The 19,298-nt window shown below is 59.8% G+C and carries 16 protein-coding genes and 1 pseudogene; 7 read left to right on the forward strand and 10 right to left on the reverse strand.

The annotated features are described in order from the left end of the window. Positions 1-59: 59 nt before the first annotated feature. The 4 genes from PW792_06015 to PW792_06030 all read right to left on the reverse strand — a co-directional run bounded on the left by PW792_06015 (position 60) and on the right by PW792_06030 (position 3,303). A complete protein-coding gene (locus PW792_06015) occupies positions 60-878 on the reverse strand; it encodes a polysaccharide deacetylase family protein (protein MDE1161488.1) in 819 nt (272 codons plus the stop codon). A gap of 113 nt (positions 879-991) precedes the next feature. Then, positions 992-1,987: a M14 family metallopeptidase gene (locus PW792_06020; protein MDE1161489.1), complete on the reverse strand. Its 996-nt coding sequence runs from the start codon at positions 1,985-1,987 to the stop codon at positions 992-994. Between the two features lie 5 nt (positions 1,988-1,992). Further along, positions 1,993-2,463, reverse strand: coding sequence for a VOC family protein (locus PW792_06025; GenBank protein ID MDE1161490.1), 471 nt, complete (start codon positions 2,461-2,463; stop codon positions 1,993-1,995). 75 nt (positions 2,464-2,538) lie between these two features. Beyond that, positions 2,539-3,303: a glucose 1-dehydrogenase gene (locus PW792_06030; protein MDE1161491.1), complete on the reverse strand. Its 765-nt coding sequence runs from the start codon at positions 3,301-3,303 to the stop codon at positions 2,539-2,541. Positions 3,304-3,517: 214 nt separating this feature from the next. On the opposite strand from PW792_06030, the gene PW792_06035 reads away from it, so the two are divergent. Next, entirely contained in the window at positions 3,518-4,585 is a 1,068-nt protein-coding gene (locus tag PW792_06035) for a Gfo/Idh/MocA family oxidoreductase (GenBank protein ID MDE1161492.1), read from the forward strand. Between the two features lie 58 nt (positions 4,586-4,643). On the opposite strand, the gene PW792_06040 is transcribed toward PW792_06035, so the two are convergent. Beyond that, on the reverse strand, positions 4,644-5,351 hold the full coding sequence (locus tag PW792_06040) for a GntR family transcriptional regulator (GenBank protein MDE1161493.1): 708 nt from the start codon (positions 5,349-5,351) through the stop codon (positions 4,644-4,646). Positions 5,352-5,564: 213 nt separating this feature from the next. Here PW792_06040 and PW792_06045 point away from each other — a divergent pair, with 213 nt between their 5' ends. The 5 genes and pseudogenes from PW792_06045 to ureG all read left to right on the forward strand — a co-directional run bounded on the left by PW792_06045 (position 5,565) and on the right by ureG (position 10,065). Continuing rightward, on the forward strand, positions 5,565-6,194 hold the full coding sequence (locus tag PW792_06045) for an urease accessory UreF family protein (GenBank protein ID MDE1161494.1): 630 nt from the start codon (positions 5,565-5,567) through the stop codon (positions 6,192-6,194). Positions 6,195-6,322: 128 nt separating this feature from the next. Further along, positions 6,323-7,045, forward strand: coding sequence for an urease accessory protein UreD (locus PW792_06050; GenBank protein ID MDE1161495.1), 723 nt, complete (start codon positions 6,323-6,325; stop codon positions 7,043-7,045). A 16-nt stretch (positions 7,046-7,061) separates the two neighbouring features. Continuing rightward, positions 7,062-7,718, forward strand: coding sequence for an urease subunit gamma (gene ureA / locus PW792_06055; GenBank protein MDE1161496.1), 657 nt, complete (start codon positions 7,062-7,064; stop codon positions 7,716-7,718). After that, entirely contained in the window at positions 7,715-9,439 is a 1,725-nt protein-coding gene (gene ureC, locus PW792_06060; protein ID MDE1161497.1) for an urease subunit alpha, read from the forward strand. Before ureA ends, ureC begins: the two co-directional genes overlap by 4 nt. 29 nt (positions 9,440-9,468) lie before the next feature. Next, a pseudogene (ureG, locus tag PW792_06065) lies at positions 9,469-10,065 on the forward strand (urease accessory protein UreG). 203 nt (positions 10,066-10,268) lie between these two features. Here ureG and PW792_06070 read toward each other — a convergent pair. Further along, on the reverse strand, positions 10,269-11,864 hold the full coding sequence (locus PW792_06070) for an ABC transporter substrate-binding protein (GenBank protein MDE1161498.1): 1,596 nt from the start codon (positions 11,862-11,864) through the stop codon (positions 10,269-10,271). Between the two features lie 140 nt (positions 11,865-12,004). On the opposite strand from PW792_06070, the gene PW792_06075 reads away from it, so the two are divergent. Further along, a complete protein-coding gene (locus tag PW792_06075) occupies positions 12,005-13,066 on the forward strand; it encodes a HoxN/HupN/NixA family nickel/cobalt transporter (GenBank protein ID MDE1161499.1) in 1,062 nt (353 codons plus the stop codon). Positions 13,067-13,188: 122 nt separating this feature from the next. Here the strand turns inward: PW792_06075 and PW792_06080 are convergent, their stop codons facing one another. From PW792_06080 to mutS, 4 genes are all read right to left on the reverse strand, one after another. Then, entirely contained in the window at positions 13,189-13,671 is a 483-nt protein-coding gene (locus PW792_06080) for a hypothetical protein (GenBank protein ID MDE1161500.1), read from the reverse strand. 116 nt (positions 13,672-13,787) lie between these two features. Further along, positions 13,788-15,359: an ABC transporter substrate-binding protein gene (locus PW792_06085; GenBank protein MDE1161501.1), complete on the reverse strand. Its 1,572-nt coding sequence runs from the start codon at positions 15,357-15,359 to the stop codon at positions 13,788-13,790. Further along, positions 15,349-16,566 carry an anhydro-N-acetylmuramic acid kinase gene (locus tag PW792_06090; protein MDE1161502.1) on the reverse strand — a complete coding sequence of 406 codons (1,218 nt, stop codon included), beginning with the start codon at positions 16,564-16,566 and terminating at the stop codon, positions 15,349-15,351. The genes PW792_06085 and PW792_06090 overlap by 11 nt, the downstream gene beginning before the upstream one ends. Further along, complete coding sequence (gene mutS / locus PW792_06095) at positions 16,563-19,277, reverse strand: DNA mismatch repair protein MutS (GenBank protein ID MDE1161503.1); 2,715 nt, start codon at positions 19,275-19,277, stop codon at positions 16,563-16,565. The genes PW792_06090 and mutS overlap by 4 nt, the downstream gene beginning before the upstream one ends. Positions 19,278-19,298 lie beyond the last annotated feature (21 nt).

Below are 19,298 nucleotides of genomic sequence, written 5' to 3' on the forward strand. Positions count from 1 at the left end.
CAGGCACCCGAAGGGAGCGAACTCGTCTGCGTGGACGGGCTTGGGATGCAGCCGCATAGTTAGGACGCCTCGGCAGGGAAGCGGCCAATCCAGTGCCGCGCGATATCCTCGCGACGGCATACGTAGACGTCGTCGAGGGTCTTCACGTAGTCAAGAAAACGTGCAAGCCCGGCGGCGCGCCCTGGATGACCAAGAATGCGGAGATGCATGCCGACGTTCATCATGCGTGGCTGTTGTTTGCCTTCTGCGCGCAGCATATCGAGCGAGTCGCGGAGGAACGCGAAGTACGTTTCACCCGTTGTGATGCCTCCACGAAGCAGCCGCGCATCGTTGACCGTGAGCGAGTAAGGAACGACCAGGTGAGGACGCGCACCGGTGTTGTCCCAATACGGCAGATCGTCGTTATAGGCATCGCTATCGTAGAGAAAGCCGCCTTCTTCGATCAGCAGTTTGCGCGTGAACACAGCAGGCGCATACCGGCAGTACCAGCCGAGGGGGCGCTTACCGAGTGTGCGTTGAAACGAGGCCACAGCTTCTGTGATCTCGCGACGCTGCTCGTCTTCTGTCAGCGTGAACTGTTCGTTCCAGCGCAGACCGTGCGAGCAGATGTCCCAGTCGAGTCGGCGAATGGCCGCTGCAGCTTCTGGGTTGCGTTCAATAGCCTGCGCGCAGGCAAAGACCGTGACCGGAAGTTTGCGTTGTTCGAAGAGGCGAAGCAGCCGCCAGAACCCAACGCGTGTTCCGTACTCATACATGGACTCGGCGGCAAGGTCACGATTGCCCTGCGCCACGCGGGACGTTGCCACTTCGAGTAAGGCACGCTCGGAGTGCTCATCCCCATCGGGGATGGAGTACTCCGAACCTTCCTCGAAGTTCATCACGAAGTTCAAAGCTACAGAAGCGTTGCCGGGCCACTGTGGGTTCGGCGGGTTCTGTCCGTAGCCGCAAAAATCGCGCGGGTGAGAATCTGGGCTTGGTACAGGAGGTGTCATCAGTCGCGGAACCCATCTGTCTTGCCGTAGAAGCAGCACCATTCCCCGGTCATCACGTTGGGCAGAGCGCGCAGCCCAAAGATCATGCCATCTGCCGGAGCAACAAGCGTTCCGACCACATCACCCCACACATCGACGATGTTGGCGATTGGATCGCCCTTCTTCATCGGCTTCTTGCAGGCAACGCCTTCTGCCGGAACATAGACACCGCTGGCCGGAGCGAGCAGGGCTTCCTGCACACCCTTCCACCGCTTCTCCGGATAGTGCGCTTCGCCGGCGATCATGCCGTAGTGACGCAGCACATTGCGCATCGCTTCCGTCAGGATGCCGACAACACGGCGCATCTCCTCGGGGGAGGTGGCCGGTCGTCCGCCCAGCTCTACCGTGATGCCGCTCTTGCCCGCTTCGAGCATCGTTGCCATCGGGTTGCCCTTCGGGCTGATCGCAGAGAGCACAAGCTCCCAGCCGCGGCCCATGGCCTTCGCCAGCTCGATCGACTTCTCATCTTCGTTGACGAAGATCGTCTCGGAGAGATACGAATGAGCGCCACCGGAGTGGATGGACAGTTCGTAATCCGCAACCGTCTTCAAGAACTCTGCATGAGCCCAGGCGATGCGCTCGGTCAGGTATCCCTGTGCGCGGCCCGGGTAGATGCGGTTCATGTCGTACGAGAAGGTGTCGAGCGGGTTGCCGCGCTGTCCGGCCTCGAACGCCGGGGCGTTCATGGCAGGAACCAGAACCAGCGTTCCGGAAAGCGCCTCTGGCTTGATCTCTGCGGCAAGGGCGTGGCAGGTCAGCGTGCCTTCCGGCTCATCGCCATGAATGCACGCATCAATCCAAACGCATGGGCCGGACTGCGAGCCGTTGATGACGATGACCGGGATGGAGATATCGGCTCCGGTTCCGGTCTTTGTCACGGGGATATGACCGCGTACGATCGTGCCGGGTGCGGCAACGGCGGTACCTACTGTGATCGTTTTTACCTGCTGGGCCATGTCGACTAGATCCCCTTTACAGCGTTGTATTTATCAAGCTCTGCAGCGTTGTAGACCTGCATAAATTCAATCTCAATGCCACCGGCATCGCTGTCGAGAAACGCAACGTAACCTTCCGGGTGCGGGTGGCTGCCCGTAATCTTGCAGGCCTTGCATTCACGCAGGGCTGCGCCCTTTTGCTGTGCTTCGGAGAGGGCCTTTTCGATGTCCGCTACTTCGTAGCAGATGTGGTGAAGGCCTTCTGCTCCACGCTGAGCGATCCACGAAGCGAAGCGTCCGTCGGCATCCATCGACTGCGAAAGCTGGTACTCGATGCCACCGAGCAGGAACAGGGCCACGCGATTGCGTGACTTCGGGTACTCCGTCACCGCCGTGTCGGCAGGAACGCCGAGGAAGCGGACATAGGTGTCCAGCGCTGCCTCTGCGTTACGTACGGCAAACGCCATGTGCTTGATGGATTTCACGTTTTCGCTCAATGTCTTCGAGTCCTTTCGTAGGGGGAGAAAAAGGGAGAAGAGACCGCATCGGCGGTCTCTTCAAGGGTGTCTGATTTAGGTGGCGACGCGGCCGCCGTCGATAAGCAGTCCGATTCCCGTAGTGAAGGAGGACTGCTCCGAAGCTAGATAAAGAACGGTTTCAGCGATCTCTTCGCCTGTGCCCATACGTCCCATGGGTGTCGCAGACATCCATTTTTCGGCCAAAGCATCAGGATCGGCTGCAAGATCAAGGTTGCGGCGGTTCATGCCCGTGTCGATCACGCCCGGGCAGATCGCATTGACGCGGATGTTCTTCCGCGAATACTCAATCGCGAGCACGCGCGTCAGCGACATAATGGCGCCCTTGGACGCGGCATACGAGACGTTCCCGCCAACGTTTGCATACGCGCTCACCGAACTGTTGTTCACGATGACGCCGCCGCCGGTACGGAGAAACGACTGGATCGCATACTTGCAGCCGAGGAACGTACCTTTAAGGTTGACATCGATCACGCGCTCGAAGATCGCGGTGTCGAGCTCTGAGGAGGCCGTCAGGGGCTGCTCAATGCCTGCGTTGTTGAAGAGGATGTCGAGCTTGCCGAAGTGCGTCTCCGCGGTCTGTACCAGCGCCGAAACCTGGGACTCGACCCGCATATCGCAGGGCTGGAAGAGAATTCGGCCACTCTGGGCCCGAATCTCTGCTGCTGCCGCTTCTCCCGCGACAACATCCACATCGCCAAGGACAACGGAAGCACCTTCGCGGGCAAAAAGGGAGGCCGTGGAGCGGCCCATGCCGCTGGCGCCGCCGGTAATAATCGCTACTTTATTGCTAAGCCGCATGGAATCCTGCACTGTCGTCTCCGCACACAAAATCATGAAACGGGAACGGCTGGATGATGACATTGGACGGTGGAAGCCACTGTTCGTATGTATGATTGTATAACAAGTCAAGCGACGCCTTGTCCAGCACTTTCGGGCTTTGTCAGCGTATGGCAGCTGGAATCCGCGTTTGATACGGCGTTTACGGTTAATTAGAGATTCAGGAGCAGAAGCGATGCGAGTTGGAATTATTGGAGCCAGTTTTGCAAAAGCCGCCTTCCTGCCCGCCTTTCGGCATGTAGCAGGTGCCGAAGTGGTGGCGTTGGCGAGTTCCAGGCTGGAGAGCGCGGAGGCCGCAGCGAAGCCGTTCGGCGTCAAGCATGTTTATGCGGATTGGCAGTTGATGCTGCAGGAGCAGTCGCTCGACCTGGTCTGCATCGCCACCCCGACGGTGATGCACGCCCCGATGGTCTTCGCTGCGCTGGAAGCGGGTGCGCATGTGTTGAGCGAAAAGCCGACGGCGATGGACGCGCAGGAAGCTGCCGCCATGTTGCAGATGGCGGAAAAGCTCGGGCGCGTGCACATGATCGACCACGAACTGCGCTTTAACGCCAAGCGAAAGAAGCTGCGCGAGCTTCTGCAGGCCGGCGCCATCGGCACGGTCCGTCATGTCGTGGTGCACAACGTGGGCGGCAGTTGGGCTGATCCGAAGTCGCGCCCTGCTGGCGACTGGTGGTCTTTGGCGAAGATGGGCGGCGGTCGTCTGGGAGCGAATGGCTCGCATCAGGTCGACCTGCTGCGTTGGTGGCTTGGTGAAATTACCGCTGTCTCCGGCACCGTGAAAACGATGGTTCCTGACCGCATTGATCCGCGCACGGGCGCGTCTTGGACCGCGACGGCGGACGATCTTGTTCAGTTCTCGGCGGAGTTTGCTTCGGGTACGTTGGCGAATGTGCTCATCAGCACCATCGCTCGTCATGGAGCTGCGAACGAGACGACGTTCTACGGCAGCGAAGGGACGATCACCCTCTCGAACGATACCGAGAAGCTGATGATGGGCGCTGTTGGCGAGCCACTTCAGGAGATCGAAGTCGCGAATCCTTACGATGGCCTCGAAGGCGTCAACGCCGGGATCTGGAACCAGTCTGTGGTGGGTGCTGTGCAGGAACTCTGCGCGGCGATCAGCGAGAAGCGGGCCCTGCGCGAAGGAGCTACCTTCCGCGATGGCCTGCAGAACCAGCGCGTGCTTGATGCCATCCGCGACTCGGAAGCCCAGAGGCAGTGGGTAGCGGTTCCGCAGTAACCGCAAAGGATAAAAGAGAACGGGCGGAGCAGCTCTAGCTGCTTCGCCCGTTTCAGCGTTAGAGGAACTTCCGGCGGCGGCGGTCGATGAGAAGAATGTGGCTTTCGAGCGCTTCGCTCACCTCTTCCGGTGCCCCGGGCTTCTTGATCTGCTCGAAGATGAAGTCACGGAATAGCTCGTGCTGACGGGGAATCGCCATCAGATTTTTGTCGCGGTAGCGTTCAAAGTTGAAGACAATCGTGACATGGCGAGCGATTGTGTCCCACAGCGTGCCAGCGATCGGATTGCGCGCTGCATTGCGAATCGTGCGATGGAACTCCAGATCTGCGAGTAGTGAGGCAGGTACATCTTCGGACTTCGCCGCGCGTTCCATCTCTGCAATCGCGATATTGAGTTCGTTGGGATCTTCCACACCGCTGCGCCAGTTATTCAGGGCATCGCGCAGTAGAAACGTTTCGAGCATCAGGCGTACTTCGAGGATCTGCTGCGTCGTTTCTGCGTCGAAGGTCGCAACGTGATATCCACGATGTCCCCCGCCGGTCAGGATGCCTTGCGCATGCAATACTTTCAGCGCTTCACGGATAGGAACACGGCTTACGCCAAGTTTTTCTGCCAGGGTCGTTTCCACGATGCGCTCGCCCGGCACGAGCCGCCGGGTCGCAATCGAGTTGGCAATGAGGTTTGCGATGTTGTCGGCCAGCGACGTCCAGAGCGGTTTCCTCAGGAGGTCAGTACTGCTGGCGCTCAGCGGTGCGTCGATCGACAAAATGGGCCTCTTTCAAAAGGTGTGAATGTATAATTTTATACATTCAGCGGGGCTAACAGATCGGTTCTGCTTAGAATACGTCGCCCTTTTGTTTTGTTCGGGCAAATTTCTTCAGTTTTCCTTTGCGGAAGCCGTCACTGTGCTTTCGAAGTCACTACGGGGCTGGCTTTGAGAACGAATCAAGCGAATCAGTCGATGATTGCGTGGCTGCAAATGTTGCAGTTGTCCGATAGTGCGTTGCCGATTGGAGCCCTCTCCCACAGCTTCGGTATTGAGTCTCTGGTGGCCGAGGGCGGGCTGGATGCCGCCGGTTTGCAGCGTTTCTTCGCCGAGTGGCTGGCCGGTGCGGGCCACAGCGATGCTGTGCTTTGTGTTCGCGGCTACGGAGCATCGTCGCAGGAAGAGTGGCAGCAGTTGAATGCAACCGCGTCCGCGATGCGTCCCGCCAGGGAAAGCCGGGAGGCGAGCCTTCGCCTGGGACGTCGCTTTCTGGGGCTGTCTGCTGCACTCGAAAACGATGATCGTCTGCGCTTTTACGGAGACGCGCACCTGGCTGCCACTTTCGGGCTGGTTGGATCGGTGTTGAAACTGGATGTGGAGCAGGTGGCTGGAGCCTACCTGCACCAGACATTGTTTGGGGCTGTCTCTGCCTGCCAAAGGCTCCTGCCGCTCGGGCAGTCGGCGGCCATGCAGTTGCTCTGGAGCATGAAGTCGCACATGGCCTCGGTGATCGACGCTGCAAGCGCGTGCCCAGAGTGGGAGAGCCTGTGGAATCTGCAGCCGATGCTTGAAATTGCTTCAATGCGCCATCCGCAACTGCACACGAGGTTATTCATCAGTTGAGCGGAATGTCTGCGGAGCTGCATTTTCTGTTCGAAGGACAACGTGGAGCGACGCGATACCGCGCAGCCCGTCAGGACCCACCATGGAAAGTGATTCGTGGCTTTCAGCGAAAAGAGGCTGAATGCCTCGTGCATCTGAACAACGTCTCCGGCGGCATTTTTGGCGGGGATTCGCTGCACCTGCATGGCACTCTGCTTCCCGGCGCGGAGGTGCAGCTCACGACCACCGGTGCAACGCGCTTATATTTCCCTCGTGCGGAGGCCAGCGAAGCCGAGTTGCGATCGACGTTCCACCTCGGGCAGGGCAGCCTGCTGGAGTATCTGCCAGATGCGCTGATTCCGTTCGAGAACGCACGGGCAATGCAGCAGACGACGTTCCATCTCGATCGCGGCGCCACGCTCTTTGCCTGGGACGTCGTGGCTCCGGGGCGCAAGGCTTCTGGGGAGATGTTTCGCTATGAACGCCTCAAGCTGATCACGGAAGTGCAGGTGGAAGGCAAGCCTGTTCTCTGCGACCGCCTGCTGCTTGAGCCGCGACGCTGGACCGTGAACTCTCCCGGGCGCCTCGGCACAAACGCTGGCTATCTTGTAACGTTTCTCGCCGTTCAGGCAGGAGCAAACAGTCTGGCCTTGCGGGAGTTGGAAGCAAGCTTGATGGAGATGCTCGCGCGATACTCACAACCCAATAGCGAGAGCTTGTGGGGGGCATCGGTCTTGCCTGCTCACGGCTTGATGGTGCGAGGCGTCGTCTCGTCTTCGCTTGAGATTTCATCGGTCCTGCACGCGGTATGGGCGCACTGCAAACAGCAGTTGATGGGCAGGCCCGCTCTTCCTCCACGCAAGATTTATTAGGTACGGAAAGGACGTTATGCACCTTACCCCACGAGAGCAGGAGCGGCTGATTCTTCACACGGCCGCAGACGTTGCGCATCGCAGAAAAGATCGAGGCTTGAAGCTGAACTACCCCGAGGCCGTGGCTCTTCTCTCCGCAGCGGTGATGGAGTCGGCGAGAGATGGCATGAGCGTTGCCGAACTGATGGTGCACGGCACAACCTTGCTCACCAGCGATGACGTGATGGAAGGCGTCGCATCCATGCTGCATGAGCTGCAGATGGAAGCCACCTTCCCCGACGGCACCAAGCTCGTCACGCTGCATGATCCTATTCGCGTGCTGCCCGATGCCGCTATCGGCATCATCCCCGGAGAGTACCTCTTGAACGACGACGAGGTTCTCCTCAACGAGGGGCGAAAGACGGCCACGATAGAGGTAAGCAATACAGGGGACCGGCCAATTCAGGTCGGTAGCCACTTCCACTTCTACGAGGTCAACGCGGCGTTGTTGTTTGAGCGCGAGTTGGCTTACGGAATGCGCCTCGATACGCCCTCCGGACTCTCCGTGAGATTTGAGCCCGGAGATGTGAAGCAGGTGCAGCTCGTAGAGCTTGGTGGCCGACGCCGTGTCTACGGGCATCGCGGCATGGTGGATGGAGAGCTTGATCAGCGCAACGCAAAGGGGAACGCATGAGCCAGAGAATCTCAAGGCAGATGTACGCCGACCTGTATGGTCCAACAACCGGCGACCGCGTTCGATTGGCCGACACCGAACTCATCCTCGAAGTGGAGAAGGACTTCACCGTCTATGGCGATGAAGTCGTCTTCGGCGGTGGCAAGACGATCCGCGATGGCATGGGGCAGAGCTCCGACGCCACACGCAAAGGTAACCACGGTGTTCTCGATCTGGTGATCACCAACGCGCTCATCGTGGACCACTGGGGCATCGTGAAGGGCGACATTGGCATTCGCGATGGGAGGATCGTAAAGGTGGGCAAGGCCGGGAATCCAGACACGATGGATGGCGTTGACCCCGAGCTTGTGATCGGCGCGTCAACAGAGGTGATCGCCGGCGAGAATCACATCCTGACCGCTGGTGCCATTGATAGCCACATTCACTTCATCGCTCCTCAGCAGATCTATGAAGCGCTCTCCAACGGCGTCACAACGATGCTTGGCGGAGGCACCGGCCCGGCGACCGGAACCTGCGCCACGACCTGCACACCGGGTGAGTGGAACCTCGCTCGCATGTTTGAAGCGGCAGAAGCGTGGCCCATGAACCTCGGCTTCCTGGGCAAAGGAAACGCAGGCAGAACCGGGCCGCTGGAAGAGCAGATTATCGCCGGAGCCTGTGGTCTGAAGCTGCATGAAGACTGGGGATCAACACCCGCCGCGATCGACGCCTGCCTGCGTGTCGCCGATGAGTTTGACGTTCAGGTGGCGATTCACACCGACACGATCAACGAAGCTGGCTTCGTGGAAGATACGATCGCCGCGATCAACGGTCGTACGATCCACACGTATCACACCGAAGGCGCGGGCGGTGGGCATGCCCCGGACATTATCCGCATCGCTGCCCTCAAGAACGTTCTGCCCTCGTCTACCAATCCCACGCGGCCGTTTACGAAGAACACCATCGCCGAGCATCTCGACATGCTGATGGTCTGCCATCACCTCAACCCTCTGGTGCCTGAAGATGTTGCCTTTGCGGAAAGCCGCATTCGTCCGGAGACGATTGCAGCCGAGGACATCCTGCACGACCTCGGCGTTTTTTCGATGATCTCCAGTGACTCGCAGGCGATGGGCCGCGTGGGGGAGGTGGTGCTGCGTACGTGGCAGACCGCTCACAAGATGAAGCTGCAGCGCGGCGCTCTGACCGGCGATAGCTCACGAAACGACAACGCACGAATCAAGCGCTATGTGGCCAAGTACACGATCAACCCGGCGTTAGCCCACGGCATCGCTGATGTCGTGGGTTCAATTGAGCCCGGTAAGATGGCCGATCTCGTCCTCTGGAAGCCTGCCTTCTTCGGCGTCAAGCCGGAGATCATTCTCAAAGGTGGCTCCATCGCATGGAGCGTGATGGGCGATGCAAACGCCTCCATCCCGACTCCACAACCGGTGATCTATCGACCGATGTTTGGCTCCTTCGGTAACGTCCCTGCGTCGTCGAGTCTTCTCTTCACTTCCTCCGCTGCCATTCAGGCAGGCACGTTTGACTCGTTAGGGCTCCGCAAGCGACAGGTTGCGGTGAAGGGATGCCGGTCTGTTACCAAGGCGGATCTCATTCACAACTTCGCAACGCCTCACATTGAGGTGAACCCCGAGACCTACGAGGTCCGTGCCGACGGCGAACTTCTCACCTGTGAGCCACTCGCGGTGCTGCCTATGGCGCAGCGTTACTTCCTCTTCTAGCCCCTCTAGCAACGGAGATCGATATGAGTATGTTGAAGCAAAGAGCATTTCGAATTGGCATCGCCGGACCGGTCGGTTCCGGCAAGACAGCACTCGTTGACGCGTTGAGCCGGAAGCTTCGCGACGAGATCAACCTTGCCGTCGTGACCAACGATATTTACACGATGGAAGACGCACAGTTTCTGATGCGGCAGGGCACGCTTGATGTCTCTCGCATTCGCGGTGTGGAGACGGGCGGATGTCCGCACGCCGCCATCCGCGAAGACGCTTCCATGAACCTTGAGGCGATTGAAGACCTTGAGCGGGAGCATGAAGGCCTTGAGCTGATTCTCGTGGAGAGTGGCGGGGACAACCTCTCCGCTGCCTTCAGTCCAGAGCTTGTCGATGAGTGGATCTATGTGATCGATGTCGCGGGCGGCGACAAAATTCCCCGCAAAGGTGGTCCTGGAGTCACGCGTTCTTCTTTGCTGGTCATCAACAAGATTGACCTGGCAGAGATGGTCGGTTCCTCGCTCGAAGTCATGGATCGCGACTCAAAGAAGATGCGTGGCGACAGACCGTTTCTATTCACTGATCTCAAAAGTGGCAACGGACTCAGCAACGTTATTGCGTGGATCAAAGAACAGCTTGCCAGCCCCTCACGCCGCGAGCTTGGCACTATCGAAATGCCCGGAGGCCTCACCCTGGGAGGTCACAGCCACTCACAGGGGGAGTTGGATGAGTGGGGCAGGATGCACACACACACGGGTGGCCTAACGCACGGTCATACTCTGCACTACGGCAGCGTCTCGCGCCCACAGGCGGAGGACGTGAAGAAGACGTAGCCGTGCTACTGCTTTGGCTGGATAGACATAGCGTCCACCAGTTCGTCGCGCCGTGCGTGGAACTCAACGCGCGGTCCCGAAGCGTAGAAGTCCGGCTGGAAGTAGAGGAAGATCCACGGGGCCTCGTTGCGGAAAACCTCCAGCATGTTGTTGATGATGGCTGTCTCCTGCGCCGCATCGCGGACGCCTTGCAGATCGTGCAGATCGTTGCGCCATGCCTGGCTGTCCCACTCGCCGGTATTGGTGTTGGCAAGCTTCGTCGGGAAGAGCGAAAGGTCGAAGAGGGAACTCCACAACGCCCCACCGTTGCCGGAGAGAAAGAGTTCACCTACCTCATGCTGTCGTGCGCGCGGAGAAAAAACACTGTTGAAGTCCATCGCCTCCACGGTAGTCGCAACACCGATGTCCCCCAGGTACTGCGCGACGGCTTGCGCTACGTTGACATCTTCGAGGTACCGCGAGCGAGGCCCTTGCAGCGTCAGATGAAAGCGAACTCCGTCCGCCTTGCGTGGATACCCTGCAGCATCCAGCAGACGCTCCGCCTGGTCCGGATTATAGGGATATGGTGCGACGTGCGAGTGCTCTTGCTGCACCGGACTCGTCATGCGTTGGCACGGGTGTTGGAGCAACTGCGAGCAGATGGTCGGCACATCGATGGCGTACTCAAGAGCTTGCCTGACGGCCTTGTGCTGAATCGCCGCACCGCCATCAGTGTGCGCAAACTTTGGCGAAAGGTTGAAGCCAACGAAGATGCGACGCGTCCCATTCACTGCTTGAACATGCGCGGCACCGGACGTGTCGATCGCCGCAACCTGGTCCGGCGGAACGTTAGAAATTACATCCACATTGCCCGCCAGCAACTCTGCGACACGCGTGCTGGCCTCTGGAATAATGCGGAAGATAACTCGCGAGAAGGGCGCTTTGGTCAGCGTGTACTCCGGGTTTCTCTCCAGAACAATGCGGTCGTCATGCGCCCAGTCAGCAAGCCTGTACGGGCCGGTGGAGAAAGCGTGTGCCGCTGCTGCGGCAGGCGCCAGATGCTCGTAACTCCTACGGCACAGCATGTACGCCTGCGACAGCATACCGGGCACCTGCGAGGAGTAGGCTTGCACGCGAACGGTGGCGTCCGAATCATCGTTCGCCCAGGCCTTCTCAAAGCCAATCGCCGAGTAGACAAACGCTGGCAGGTTGCCGTAAAAACCGTTCTGTTGATTAGCCGCTCGGTTCAGCGTGTACACCACGTCCTGCGCAGTGAAGGGAGAACCATCGTCGCAGCGCAGATCTGGCCGCAGGTGAAACGTAATCTCATTGCCCGCGGTGTTCCACGTATAGCTAGAAGCCATCGAAGGCACGACGGAGCCATCGGCGGTAATCGTGAGCAGCCTTCCCCAGAGCAGGTTGGCAATATTCACGGACGAAGCAGAGTTCAGGTTGTCGGGCTCCATCGACTCCATGTCAGACGACTGCGCGATCACCAACGTGTCTGCATTGGACGGGCCGCTCGTGGGGTGTTTGCGGTGCGTCCTGACGTGGACCCAGAGGACAAGAAGCAAGAGAAACAAAAGGGCCGCAGAGGCCTTGAACAAAATGCGTCGATACATGGCGGCAGTCCTGACTGTTCGCGTGAATCCGTTCTATCGAGCATAGCAATGCTTTTCGTTGAGAGAGAAAGCATGCCACCTCTACGGTGGTGTTCGTTGAAAATAAGAAGCATGTCTGGAACGTTGCTGCAGGGAGCCGCATGAACAAATTATTCCGGGAAATGTCCAGCAACCTTCGCGCGAGAATCATCGCCATTTATGGCGTGCTGATTCTCTTCAACGTTGCGGCATGGCTCTGGGCGGTTCTGGCCTTTCGACATCATCCCGTTTTGCTTGGCACCGCGTTCCTCGCGTATAGCTTCGGTCTGCGCCACGCGGTGGATGCAGACCATATTGCTGCGATAGACAATGTGACCCGCAAGCTTATGCAGGAGGGCAAGCGACCCGTTGCTGTAGGCTTCATGTTCTCGCTCGGCCATTCGACCATCGTCGTGATCGGCTCTGTTCTTATCGCGTCGAGTACGCTCATGCTGCAGGGCAGGCTTGCATCATTTCGCAATATCGGCGGCATTGTCGGAACGGCCGTTTCCATGCTCTTCCTTTTCGGCATCGCCTTCATCAACCTGGGCGTCTTCCGCTCGGTCTACAAGGCCTTCGTCCAGGTACACAACGGCGCTCCATACGTCGAAGAAGATATGGGCACACTGCTTGCCGGTGGAGGCTTCTTTGCACGCCTGCTGCGCCCTGTCTTTGGCATGATCCAGCAAAGCTGGCACATGTATCCGCTCGGCCTGCTCTTCGGTCTTGGCTTTGATACAGCGACCGAGATCGGCTTACTCAGCATCTCTGCAGCCGAGGTCGCCAAGGGGCTTCCTCTTTCCTCTGCGCTTATCTTTCCCGCGCTCTTTGCTGCGGGCATGTCCCTCATCGATACCACTGACAACATCCTGATGATCGGGGCTTATGGCTGGGCCTTCGTGAAGCCGGTGCGAAAGCTTTACTACAACATGACGATCACTCTCGTCTCCGTCGTGGTTGCGCTTGTGGTCGGTGGCATCGAAGGCGCCGGCCTGCTCGCCGACCAGTTCCAACTCCGTGGCAACTTCTGGGACGTGGCAAGAAAGCTCAACGAGAATCTCGGCAAACTGGGCTACTGCATCATCGCCTTGTTCGTGCTCAGCTGGATCTTTTCTGCGGTCTTCTACCGCTGGCTCCGCTTCGACGAGATAGGCGACAGCAAAAGCGGTACCGCGGCTGGCTAACGCAAAGGCTGAATCGCTATGGCTACTGTCTGTAGCGGAAGCGCCATGAGCGACGCTAATCCTTAGTGGAATACGGAGCCTAACCTGCAATCCATCCTGTGGGCGATTGTGCGCTTCGATGATTAAGAAAATGTCGGTAGCATCGCTTCCGGAACACCCGGACCATGGTCGAGGATGTCCCGAATCACCTTTCGAGCGCTCAGGTCCACCATGCACTCCACCTGGATGGTAGAGCCCATAGGAGCATAACGAATCGCGTTACGCAACACAATCTCAATAGCGCGGCGAGGCACGTCGGGATAAGCGAACAGGGTGAGGTCCTGCCGTTCTCCGACGATGCTGCTACCAGCACCGGAGGCCTCGAAATTTGCATCCTCAATGATGCTTTCGCACAGGACTTTGATCGAGACTGGCGCAAAGGTCTCGGCGTGCATTTTGCCCCCTTCCAGCGCTGCAAGCGGGAGCGTTTGCAACGTTGTGTGGAACCCGCTCAATTCTTGCTGCTCGTAAATATTGACGGCAGAGGTCAGCGAATCGTTTAGAACCTCGGGTTGTATGTTGGCTTCCAGGTCGCGGAAAGGACCACGGAACCAACTCGCTGACAAAGGGCATGAAGGCAATCATGAAGATCGTGGCTGCCCAGAAGCTCAGAAACAGCCGAGGGGAACAGCAGATGTTTTCGTTGATCTCAGAAAGCCGCAGGGGCTACTTCGGCTGGCGTCTATCGAATCTGTGCAGAACGAAGGAAGCTGAAGCTGCCGGTAGCGTCAGGCGCAATGCCTGTGACCCGCGAAGTATGCAGCACTTCGTTGTTCGGATACCAAAGCGGGATCGAGGGCAGATCGACCGCCAGAATCTTCTGAATCTCCACATACGCCGCGCGACGTTCGGCCTCATCGCTGGTCGCTGCAGCCTGTGCCAGTAGGGCATCGATACGCGGATTGCGGTAGTGTCCACGATTGCCACCCTTCGGTGGGAAACTTGCCGACGAGTACGCATAGCGGAAGATATCCGGATCGAGGTTCGAAGCGCCGGTCCAGCGCAGGATGTACATCTGAAACGCACCGTGCGTGATGTCGGCGTAGAAGGTTCCGAACTCTGCGGGGCGAATCGCAAGCTCGATCCCTGCCGCTCGGAGTTGCTGCTGCACAGCCTGCGCGAGCAGCCTCGTAGTCTCGTCGGTAGAAGTCTTCAGCGTAAAGCGCAGACGGATTCCATCCGCATCAGGCTTGAGCCCTGCTGCATCGAGCAACGCGATGGCCTCCGTGACGGAGTGCGGATACTGCGCCAGCTCCGCATCGGTTGCTCTAGCCCAATGCCCGGGCGGCAGCAGCGAGCTGGCTTCGTGCGCTTGCCCACGCCACAGGGCCGCGATCAGCGCAGGCCGATCTATGGCAAAGGCAATCGCCTGGCGCACACGCGGATCACGCAGCGCAGGGTCGGCAACGTTGAACTGCGCGTAGAGAACTGTGGTCGAAGGTGAGGTTTCAATATGGACGCCAGGCGTTCCGTGCAACGCGTGGACCTCGTCCAGCGTGATGGCATTGGACTCGACATCGCCTGAGCCTTTCTTCAGCTCAAGCGCAGTGGTGATGCTATCAGGAGTGACCTCGAAACGTACGCGCGGGATCTTCGGCGCACCGTTCCAGTAGGCCTTATTTCGTTCGAGCACCACATCTTTGTCTTGCGTCTGCGAGACAAAACGAAACGGCCCCGTGCCATCAGGATGCAGCCCTTCATCCTTGCCTGCACCTTGCCTCACCACACCAAAGAGCCCATCCGAAAGATTGAAGAGCAAGCTTGCATCGGGCTGGCTGGTATGGAGAACGAGCGTCAACGCATCCGGCGTTTCGATGCTCGCGATGTTGGCAAACGCACTCGCCTTGGAGCTGATAAGTGTGCCATTGATCAGCGAACGAATCGTCCAGGCCACATCGGCAGAGGTAAGCGGAGAGCCGTCGTGAAAGCGTACGCCACGACGAAGATGAAAGCGCCAGGTCAGCGCATCAGGATGCTCCCAGCTTGTGGCCAGCCACGGCTGGAGCTTGAAGCTGGCATCGCGATGCACCAGCGGATCATAGATCAGTGCGCCGATGCGCTCAGACTGCGCATCCGTACCCTGCCGCAGGTCGAGATTGTTCGGCGAAGACTCGATGAGGAAACGCAGTGTTGTCGGCTCACGCTGCACGCGTTCGCAGGCCGTTGTGCTGAATGCGAATGCTGTGAGGACGCACGCCGCAAGAAGACCTTTGGCTAAACATTGGAACGTGCGCACCCTGCGTTCAACCCGCATAGCTTACCTTGCCGAGAATCGCGGAACGTTTGGCCCCTGTGGCCGAAGGAACATTCGCCGGCAGGCCATGCCACGTCAGCCAGCCGAGCAGCGCGAACGCAGCGGCTTCCTTCGCTTCGATAGGCAGCCCCAAGGCTTCGGTCGTCGTAACCTTGACGCCGGACTGCGCAAAGCCTTCGCTCAGCTGGCGCATCAAGGTGCGGTTGTGAGCGCCTCCGCCTGCAACCAGAAGCTCGGTCGCGAGCGCCTGCGGAGCGCGTTGGCCGAGATGTGGCCACACAAAACGCGCGTAGGCATCAAGCACGGTGCGCGACGTGAACGCCGTAGCCGTTGCGACCGCATCCGCTGCGTTGCTGTCCGCGAGTCGCGGCGTCTTCAGGAACTTCTCCACAAACGCTTTGCCGAACTGCTCGCGCCCGCAGGACTTCGGCGGGTCTGCGGAGAAGTAGGGCAGTGCGAGCAGCGGCTCCAGAGCCGAATCAACAACGCTGCCCTTCGCCGCAAGCGCACCATTGCGGTCGAATGCTTTGCCCGTGAAGTGCTGCATCAGCGCGTCAACAATCATGTTCGCCGGGCCGGTGTCGAAGGCGAGCACGCTGTCGATGTCGCCCCCTGCGGGGATCGCCGTAAGGTTCGCAATGCCTCCAAGATTGAGCAGAATGCGATTGCGCGTCGCGTGGCGAAAGAGCGCGTAGTCGAGCATCGGCACCAGCGGCGCACCCTGGCCACCGGCTGCAAGATCGGCCGGTCGAAAGTCTGAAATCACCGGAACGCCCAGCGCTTCCGCCAGCACCGACGCTTCGCCTAGTTGCCACGTCGAGCGCGTTGCCGCACCGAGAAACGTGGTTGCCGTCGGTTGGTGATACAGCGTCTGTCCGTGCATCGCAACCAGATCCGCACGCATCTTCGTCGCTTCGAGCGTCTTCCGTACAGCCTCGGCGTAAAGCGCCCCGAGCCGCCAGTTCAACTGCGAAAGCTCCGCGACCGAGATGTCCTTTGCGTCCATCGCCGCCAGCACTGCGGCACGAACCTTCGTGGTGTAAGGGAAGGAGCGATGCGCCAACAGCTTCAGCTTCGGTGGCTCGGCCGTCGAGCCCAGACGCGAAGGAGTGATACGGCACAGAGCGACGTCCATGCCGTCCGCGCTCGTCCCGCTCATGATGCCTGCGACGACGAGGCCCTTCGGCTTTGGGTACTCGCGCTTCATGCGCTGCCCTTCAACTCATGCTGCAACTCCGCCAGCAAGGTCAGCGCCTCGCGTGGTGTCAGGTCGTCAAGATCGAGTGCGTCGATGCGGTCCACGATGCGCTGCGAGAGCGGTGTAAACATCGTCATCTGCATCTGCGGTGCCGCGTCACGCACGGGCAGGGCATCGCGCACCTGCTGCGACTCCGCGCGTTCGTGCAGCTTCAGCACCTCTCGCGCGCGGCTGACGACCGCAGAGGGCAGGCCCGCAAGTCGTGCCACTTCGATACCGTAACTCTTGTTCGCCGCCCCTGCTTCCACCGTATGCAGGAAGACGATGCCCCCAGCCGATTCGCGCACCGTCACGCGCACATTGCGCAGGTGCTGCAGCCGTTCTGCCAGCAGCGTGAGCTCGTGATAATGCGTTGCAAAGAGCGTTCGCGCGCCGATGCGATCATGCAGATGCTCCACAGCCGCCCACGCCAGCGAAAGGCCGTCATACGTCGCCGTGCCACGGCCCATCTCATCCAGCAGCACCAGCGAACGTGACGTCGCGGTGTTCAGAATCGCGGCTGTTTCCGTCATCTCGACCATGAACGTCGACCGGCCGCGAGCAACGTTGTCACTCGCGCCGATACGTGTGTAAACGCGGTCGACCAGGCCGAGCACCATGCGGTCCGCAGGAACGAACGAGCCACACTGCGCCATGATCGTCAGCAGCGCGGCCGTGCGAAGATACGTCGACTTACCGCCCATATTCGGACCGGTAATCAGCAGCAGCGAAGCTTCAGCCGCATCGTCGTCCGCAGCGCAAAGGTGCAGCGAGTTTGGAATGAAGCGACCTGAACCGGACTCTTCCATACGACGCTCAATCACCGGATGCCGTGCGGCAACCAGCTCAAGCAGGCCACTCGTGTTGACCTCCGGCTTCACCCATCCACGTAGGGCAGCGGTATGCGCAAAGCTGGCCAGCAGATCAACCTCTGCGGTATGACGTGCCGACTCGCGCACACGCGCTGCGGACTCGAGCACCTCTCGGCGAAGCTCGCCAAAGATGCGGCGCTCGATCTCCTGCGAACGCTCCTGCGCCGTGAGGATCTTTGTCTCCAGCTCCTTCAGCTCAGGCGTCGTGAACCGTTCCGCGTTCACCAGCGTCTGCTTGCGTTCGTAATCCGCAGGAACCGCCTTCGCATTCGCCTTCGTGACTTCGAGGTAATACCCAAAAACCGAGTTGAAACGAACCTTCAGCGAACTGATGCCTGTGCGTTCGCGCTCGCGCTCTTCAATGGCAGCGATGCGTTCGCGGCCCGAAGTCGAAAGCCCGCGCAGATCGTCAAGCTCCGCATCAACGCCCGCGCAAATATAGTTGCCATCTGCTAGCGTCACTGGCGGCTCTTCCACCAGCGTGCGCGTAATCAGTTCGTGCAGGTCCGCCAGCGGGTCAAGCGACCCGGCGAGCACCGCCCAGCGATTCCCCGCAGAGCCAAAGTCGGCAGCGGCCAAACGAACACCGGGCAATCGTGCCAGCGTCGCTCCCAGCGCTACAAGATCGCGCGGCCCGGCAGAGTCCAGCGCCACACGGCCGAGCAGCCGCTCCATATCCAGCACGCCTTCCAGCGAGCGCCGAAGCGCCTCCCGTCGGCGAAGATCCGCCACGCCAAGTCCAACCGCATCCAGCCGGGCCTTGATCGCTTCCAGCGACTGCATCGGCCGCAGCAGTTGCGAGCGCAGCAGGCGTTTGCCCATCGGCGTTCCGCAAGCGTCCAGCGTGTAGAAAAGCGTCGTCTGCGGGCCTTCGGAAGAGAACAGCGGATCGACGAGTTCGAGGTTGCGAACGCTCACCGCATCCAGCTCAAGGCAGTCGCGCTGCTCGTAATAGCGGATCGTATCCAGGTGCTGTAGCGCGCCCTGCTTGGTCGCTCGCAGGTAGTGAACAATTGCGCCGCCAGCGGTTGCGGCCGCCGCATGCTGGCCCAGCCCCATGCCCTCCAGCGAGTGAACGCGAAGCTGTTGCTGCAGCAGCGAAACCGCATAATCGGCGTGGAAGACCCACTCATCCAGCTCGGACTTCGAGCCGGAGATCAGCATCGTTCCGGCGGAGCCCTCTTCCTGCTTGGACTCCCCAAACTCTGCTCGCAGGCTCGCCTGCTGAGCGTCAGGCGAAAGCCCCTTTGCCGAAAGCACTTCGGCAGGTGACATGCGCGAGAGTTCATCCAGCGCCATCGCCCACGCATCGCTGCCCGTGAACTCGGTGGCGCGGAAGTCGCCGGTAGAAAGGTCGATAGAGGCCACGCCTACAGAAACATTTGAGCCGGAGCCAGCGGTGGCAAGCGCCGCCAGCCACTGCGACTCGCTGGCGGCCAGCGTCGAGTCCAGCGCGGTGCCGGGGGTGAGTACCCGTGTGACCTCGCGTTTCACGACGCCCTTGGCGAACTTCGGATCTTCCATCTGCTCGCAGATGGCGACGCGATACCCGAGCCGCAGCAACCGCTGCATGTAGCCACCCGCCGCGTGGTACGGCACACCGCACATCGGTACGGAGCGGGCCTTGTCGCGGGCGGTCAGCGTGAGTTGGAGCTCTCGTGCAGCGACCACGGCATCTTCATAGAAGAGCTCGTAGAAGTCGCCCATGCGGAAGAAAAGGAGCGCGTCGGGGTGAGCGTCCTTGGCGGCGCGGTACTGCCGCATGGCAGGGGAGAGGCTCTCGATGGGTTGGGCGGCGATCGAGCTCATGAGGTCTGACCCCAAGAATAC

The organism is Acidobacteriaceae bacterium, assembly GCA_028283655.1.
In the GTDB taxonomy this organism is placed as follows: domain Bacteria; phylum Acidobacteriota; class Terriglobia; order Terriglobales; family Acidobacteriaceae; genus Granulicella.

What these genes read in the sequence shown, in the direction of transcription:
- ureA (MDE1161496.1), top strand. Translation starts at nt 7,062, where the DNA reads ATGCACCTTACCCCACGAGAGCAGGAGCGGCTGATTCTTCACACGGCC.
- PW792_06045 (MDE1161494.1), top strand. Translation starts at nt 5,565, where the DNA reads ATGTTGCAGTTGTCCGATAGTGCGTTGCCGATTGGAGCCCTCTCCCAC.
- PW792_06030 (MDE1161491.1), bottom strand. Translation starts at nt 3,303, where the DNA reads ATGCGGCTTAGCAATAAAGTAGCGATTATTACCGGCGGCGCCAGCGGC.
- ureC (MDE1161497.1), top strand. Translation starts at nt 7,715, where the DNA reads ATGAGCCAGAGAATCTCAAGGCAGATGTACGCCGACCTGTATGGTCCA.
- PW792_06090 (MDE1161502.1), bottom strand. Translation starts at nt 16,566, where the DNA reads ATGAAGCGCGAGTACCCAAAGCCGAAGGGCCTCGTCGTCGCAGGCATC.
- PW792_06085 (MDE1161501.1), bottom strand. Translation starts at nt 15,359, where the DNA reads ATGCGGGTTGAACGCAGGGTGCGCACGTTCCAATGTTTAGCCAAAGGT.
- PW792_06075 (MDE1161499.1), top strand. Translation starts at nt 12,005, where the DNA reads ATGAACAAATTATTCCGGGAAATGTCCAGCAACCTTCGCGCGAGAATC.
- PW792_06020 (MDE1161489.1), bottom strand. Translation starts at nt 1,987, where the DNA reads ATGGCCCAGCAGGTAAAAACGATCACAGTAGGTACCGCCGTTGCCGCA.
- PW792_06035 (MDE1161492.1), top strand. Translation starts at nt 3,518, where the DNA reads ATGCGAGTTGGAATTATTGGAGCCAGTTTTGCAAAAGCCGCCTTCCTG.
- PW792_06015 (MDE1161488.1), bottom strand. Translation starts at nt 878, where the DNA reads ATGAACTTCGAGGAAGGTTCGGAGTACTCCATCCCCGATGGGGATGAG.
- PW792_06070 (MDE1161498.1), bottom strand. Translation starts at nt 11,864, where the DNA reads ATGTATCGACGCATTTTGTTCAAGGCCTCTGCGGCCCTTTTGTTTCTC.
- mutS (MDE1161503.1), bottom strand. Translation starts at nt 19,277, where the DNA reads ATGAGCTCGATCGCCGCCCAACCCATCGAGAGCCTCTCCCCTGCCATG.